This window comes from Arthrobacter sp. TB 26 (genome assembly GCF_000427315.1).
GTDB lineage: Bacteria > Actinomycetota > Actinomycetes > Actinomycetales > Micrococcaceae > Arthrobacter.
Genome location: NZ_AUPJ01000401.1, coordinates 1 through 5,104, shown reverse-complemented (window position 1 = coordinate 5,104; position 5,104 = coordinate 1). Strand labels below are relative to the sequence as shown.

The window sequence follows — 5,104 nt, the reverse complement described above, 5'->3', positions numbered from 1 at the left end:
CCGCCTGCCGGCCGGCGTGGGACCCGGGCACGGCCGCAGGGGCCCGGGCCTGCACCCTGGGGTCCGTTTTTCGGCGGGAAAGGCCGGTGCCATGCGTGGTTTGTGCGGCGCAAACAGAAAAAGACCCGCCGGAGCGGGTCTTTTGTGCCACGTGCTTTTTTCCTGTGGTGGGAAGTGGAGGAGGGTGAGGGAAGGGTACTGACTGGGGAACGATGCGCCTGGCCGGGTCAGGGTTCGCCGCGGTGCCTCTCGTCCCAGCGTTCCTCAAGATTGCTCATGAATGAACTCCTGGGTTTCCCCGATTTCCGGGCAGCGCCGGGGGCTTTGGACTTGCCGGCGGCCGCACCTCGCATGGTGGCGTAGTAGACCCCTGCGCCCATGACGACAAAGCCAAGGACTCCGACGAAGATGTTTTGGATTGTCACGCCCAACAGCAGCAGAACGACGCCGGCCAGTGTGGCCAGGACCCCGATCACCAGATGACGGGTTGACCATGAACGTCCCGCGTCCGAGCCCATCGAGCTGGCGAACTTGGGATCGTCCTCATGCAGCTGCTTCTCAAGTTGCTCCAGCAACTTCTGTTCGTGCTCCGAGAGCGGCATCACGACCTCCTTAAGTCGGCCAACGTCCGGACTGACGTGGCCAGTGTCCCTAAACCCACAACGCGCGGGAATCCCGCGTGGTTCCCATTCGCCGTCGTTGGTCGAATCGGGTGTACCACGGCCCCTTCCGGGGTGTTCAGCTGGTCATGCATTAGTCCGGACGCTCGATCCAGTCGTTCCAAACTTACGTATAAATAAGGATAGTTTGTTACGCCCTGTTCTGAAAGATGCCGAACGTCCCCTTGACGCCATGAAGGGGCGTACTGGACTGTCAGGGTCCGCCCGGGGTGTTCCCGGGGTCCAGGAGGCGGGCAGGAAGCACCGATTTTGTGCCAAACTTCCGGGTCACCTGATCCAGGACCTGTTCAGCCGCGCGCCAGTTGTCGTCCCTGCGGTCAAGGCTCAACTGCAGCGGCGCCTGTGCTGCCTCCTCGAGCTGCTCGGCCCTGATGCCTACGAGCCGGACGGTCATGGGACGGTCGCCCAGCGATTCCAGCAGCTGGACGGCGACGGCGTACAGCAACTGGGCGCTGTCGATGGGCGTGCTCACCGTGCGGCTGCGGGTGATCGTGGAAAAGTCCGCGTAGCGCAGCTTCAGGGCCACGGTGCGGGCGTGCATGCCGGCGCTGCGGAGCCGCTCCGCCGTCCGGTGCGAGAGGCGCAGCAGTTCCCGGTGCAGCAGCGCCTCGTCGGCCGTGTCCACGGCGAAGGTCTCTTCCGCGCCGATGCTCTTCTCGAGCCGGACGGGAGTGACCGGGCGGGGGTCAATCCCCCACGACAGCCGGTAGACGTGCTCTCCGGAAGCACCGAGCACCTTCCGGAGGGACGGCAGCGGGGACGCAGCGACATCCGCGACGGTCCGGATGCCCATCCGGGAGAGCACTTCGACGGTTTTGGCGCCGACACCCCAAAGGGCGCTGACCGGGAGGCTGTGCAGGTACGGAACGGTCTCCTCCGGACCGATGAGCAGCAGTCCGTTGGGCTTGCAGCGGGTCGACGCGATCTTCGCCACGAACTTGCTGGCCGCTATCCCCACGGACGCGGTGATGCCCAGTTCGCTGCGGACCCGGGTGCGGATGAGTTCGCCGATTCCACGGGGCGGGCCAAGCCTCCGGATGGCTCCCCCGACGTCGAGGAAGGCCTCGTCCACGCTCAGCGGCTCCACGAGTTCGGTAATCGAGCCGAAGATGGCCATGATCTGGCCGGACACCTCGTAGTACAGCTTGTGGCGGGGCTCGATAACGACGGCGGAGGGACACATCCGCATGGCAACCACCATTGGCATGGCCGACTTGACGCCAAATTTCCGGGCTTCGTAGGAAGCGGACAGCACGACGGAACGGTCCGCGGGGTAGCCCACGATGACGGGTTTACCCACAAGCGCCGGGCGGCTGCGCAGTTCCACGGAGACAAAGAACGCGTCCATGTCCACGTGCATGATGCTGCTCCGCCGGAGCTCGCGTATTTGTGCTTCGCCGAGCCGCCGGGCTGCGCCCTGGGGAGACTGCTCCCGCTGCTGTTTATCCTGGTCCGGCCCCACGTCTTCAATCCTATGCCCCGGGACTGACTAAACTGGAGGCTGCATCCGGCGTCAACACCAGGAGGAAAGTCCCTGTGAAGGAATTTGGACAGCGCAAACGTGCTGCGGTAGCCGTTATGGCGGCGGGCACGCTGATGGCCCTGGCCGCTTGCACGCCCGCCAACCCCGGGACTGCTTCCTCGGGGTCCCCGTCAGCCTCCACTGCGCCGTCCGCGGCCCAGCCCTCCACCACGGCGTCGGCGAGCCCCTCGGCGGAACCCGGCACCTCGGCCACCGTGGGCGCCCTGGTTCCCGGGTTCCCGGCGAAGCTCCTGCCGGTGATGCCCGGAGCGAAGATTGTCTCCAGCAGCTTTGACAAGACCACGACGCCCGCCACCGTGGCGCTCGTCGGCAGCATCTCCGCGCCGTCGGGCGACGTGCTGGCCTTCTACACGACGGAACTGGTTGCCCAGGGCTTCCAGGCCGTTCCGGGGGAAACCGTGGGCGCCGTACCGTCCAAGGACTTCCTCCGCGGCGACAACGACACGGTCAACCTTTCGGTGATCGAAACCGCCGGCATGTCCACGTTCACCATCGGCGCGAACGTCGCCGCCGAGTCCGTCAAGTGACCCTCGCGGAGCAGTTGCGCCTGGAACAGGCCGCCTATGTAGCCGCGGTCGCCGGAAAACTCACCGATTTCCTGACCACCCGCCAGTCGGTGATGTCCTCGATCTCCCCGGACATCGATCCGCTGATGGGATCGATCTCGAACCTCGTCACCGGCGGAAAGCGCCTGCGGGCACTCATGTGCTATTGGGGCTGGCGGGGCGCCGGCGGCGAGGCAGGAGCCAATGAGGTGGTGACGGCGGGCTCGGCGCTGGAGCTTTTCCAGGCCGCAGCGCTGATCCACGACGACATCATTGACCGCTCGGATACCCGCAGGGGCGGACCCAGCGTGCACCGGCGCTTCAGCGAACTGCACGAGACGCAGGGATGGGCGCTGGACAGCGAACGGTTTGGGCACGCGGCCGCGATCCTGACCGGCGACCTGTGCCTGTCCTTCAGCGAGGAATCGTTTACCGAGATCGGGCAGAGTGCAGCCTCCGGAACCCGGGCACGGCTGATCTTCAACCTGATGCGCGCCGAGGTGATGGCAGGTCAGTACCTGGATATCCTCGAGGAAGTGGCCGGGCCGAAGCGTGACCGGGCCGGAGCCGTCAGCCGGGCCCAGTCCATCATCCGCTTCAAGTCGGCCAAGTACTCCACTGAGCATCCGCTGGCCCTCGGCGGCGCCCTGGCCGGTGCCCACGACGAACTGCTCCGCGGCTACTCCGCCTTTGCCCTGCCGCTGGGCGAGGCCTTCCAGCTCCGTGACGACGTCCTGGGAGTCTTCGGCGACCCGGTCACCACCGGCAAACCGGCGGGAGACGATCTCCGTGAAGGCAAGCGGACCGTGCTGATCGCCTTTGCCCTGGACCTGGCCAGCCCGGCGGAGTCAGCGTTCATTGACGCGAAGCTGGGCAGCCCCGGGCTGGACGACGCCGACGTGGACGAAATCCGCCGCATCATCGCCGACTGCGGCGCACTCCAGGCCACGGAAGTGCTCATCGAGGAGTTCGGACGCGCAGCTTTTTCTGCCCTTGACCTCCTGCCGCTCGAGGAGCTGCCCAAAACGGCGCTCCGGAAGCTGGCTGAAGCCACGGTCAGCCGCGCTGCCTGACCAGCCTGAGCCGGCACTGCCCGGCCGGACCGGTATCCCAAGGGATACAGACAACGCAGGCCCCGCACCTCGTATTGGAGGTGCAGGGCCTGCGTTAGTTAAGGACCGCGTCAGCCAAAGACCGTCAGCTGGAGACTGCGTCAGCTAAAGACTGGTCAGCTGAAGACGGGGTCAGCTGAAGACGGGAAGGCCGTGGGCGGCTACCAGGCCAGGGACTGCGCCCGGCGCCGGATTTCCGTTTTGCGGCCCTCACGCAGGGCATCGATGGGGCGGCCGCGCAGGGATTCATCGGGCGTAAACAGCCAGGTAATGAGTTCCTCGTCGGAATAACCGGCATCGGCGAGGACCACAATCGTTCCTTTAAGGCTCTCAACGGCGTGACCGTCCTGGATGAATTCCGCAGGAACGCAACGAATCCGGCGTTCACCAACCCGCAATGCCGCCAACGCCCGTTCGTCCAGGAGCGCATGGACCTTGGTAATTGAAACGTTCAGAAGCTGTGCGACATCGGGCAGGGGCAGCCATTCGCCCACAAGGCTTTCTACATTACTCACGGATCAAGATTGCCATGCCGGCAGCCCCTGCGCCTAGTCGACGCCCACCAGTTAAATTGCGGCTGTCCGGACGCCGCTTCCGACGGCGGCCGCTGCTCCTTGCCCGACACTCCGCAAACACTCGTTTGCGGAATGTCAAACAGTTCTTGTGATAATTCGCAATTCGTGAGAGATTCACATAGATCACATTTGTAACAGCAATAACTTGAGTCACACTGGTAACACCAGTAACGCCGGCCAGACCCGCAGCGTTCGCCGCTGAGAAGAGGACCTTTCCCATGACGACGTCACGTTCGCCAAAGCCCACCGCGAGGCCCAGCCTGCCGATGATTGCGGCCACGACGGCGGCCCTTCCCGCCGTCGTGCTGTCTTCCTTGGCGATCGCCCAGCCGGCCGCGGCAGAATCGCGTCCCCGCGCCATCCCGGCCACACTGGCTGCAGCCATGCAGGCACAGGCCCAGGGACAGACCGTCCGGTCGATCAGTTCAGCGATGATTCCTGCCGGTTCCGTCCCGGCGGCCATGCCCACCGCGTTCCGCCCCGCCCAGGTTTCCGCACCGGCGGAGTACACGATCGCCCGCGGTGACACGATCAGTGGAATCGCCGGCAAGTTCGGCCTGGACACCTACGCCATCCTGACGTTGAACCAGCTGCAGGCGAACACGATCATCTACCCCGGGCAGAAGATCAAGCTCGGCGGCTCGGCCAC

At 65.3% G+C, this 5,104-nt stretch carries 6 protein-coding genes; 3 read left to right on the top strand and 3 right to left on the bottom strand.

Annotated features, from left to right (window positions below; genetic code table 11):
- Positions 1-227 precede the first annotated feature (227 nt).
- Together K789_RS0115605 and dinB are read right to left on the bottom strand one after the other, a co-directional pair.
- Positions 228-602 (bottom strand): DUF3040 domain-containing protein, encoded by a 375-nt coding sequence (locus K789_RS0115605; RefSeq protein ID WP_024367570.1) that lies wholly within the window; start codon positions 600-602, stop codon positions 228-230.
- A 271-nt stretch (positions 603-873) separates the two neighbouring features.
- Positions 874-2,142 (bottom strand): DNA polymerase IV, encoded by a 1,269-nt coding sequence (gene dinB, locus K789_RS0115600; RefSeq protein WP_029705141.1) that lies wholly within the window; start codon positions 2,140-2,142, stop codon positions 874-876.
- A 74-nt stretch (positions 2,143-2,216) separates the two neighbouring features.
- Between dinB and K789_RS0115595 the strand changes: the two genes are divergently transcribed.
- Both K789_RS0115595 and K789_RS0115590 read left to right on the top strand, forming a co-directional pair.
- A complete protein-coding gene (locus K789_RS0115595; RefSeq protein WP_024367568.1) occupies positions 2,217-2,750 on the top strand; it encodes a hypothetical protein in 534 nt (177 codons plus the stop codon).
- Positions 2,747-3,841: a polyprenyl synthetase family protein gene (locus K789_RS0115590; RefSeq protein ID WP_024367567.1), complete on the top strand. Its 1,095-nt coding sequence runs from the start codon at positions 2,747-2,749 to the stop codon at positions 3,839-3,841. Before K789_RS0115595 ends, K789_RS0115590 begins: the two co-directional genes overlap by 4 nt.
- 200 nt (positions 3,842-4,041) lie before the next feature.
- Here the strand turns inward: K789_RS0115590 and K789_RS0115585 are convergent, their stop codons facing one another.
- Complete coding sequence (locus tag K789_RS0115585) at positions 4,042-4,395, bottom strand: Rv2175c family DNA-binding protein (RefSeq protein ID WP_024367566.1); 354 nt, start codon at positions 4,393-4,395, stop codon at positions 4,042-4,044.
- A gap of 278 nt (positions 4,396-4,673) precedes the next feature.
- Here K789_RS0115585 and K789_RS0115580 point away from each other — a divergent pair.
- A partial coding sequence (locus K789_RS0115580) for a LysM peptidoglycan-binding domain-containing protein (protein WP_035739957.1) occupies positions 4,674-5,104 on the top strand: 431 nt, incomplete at its 3' end.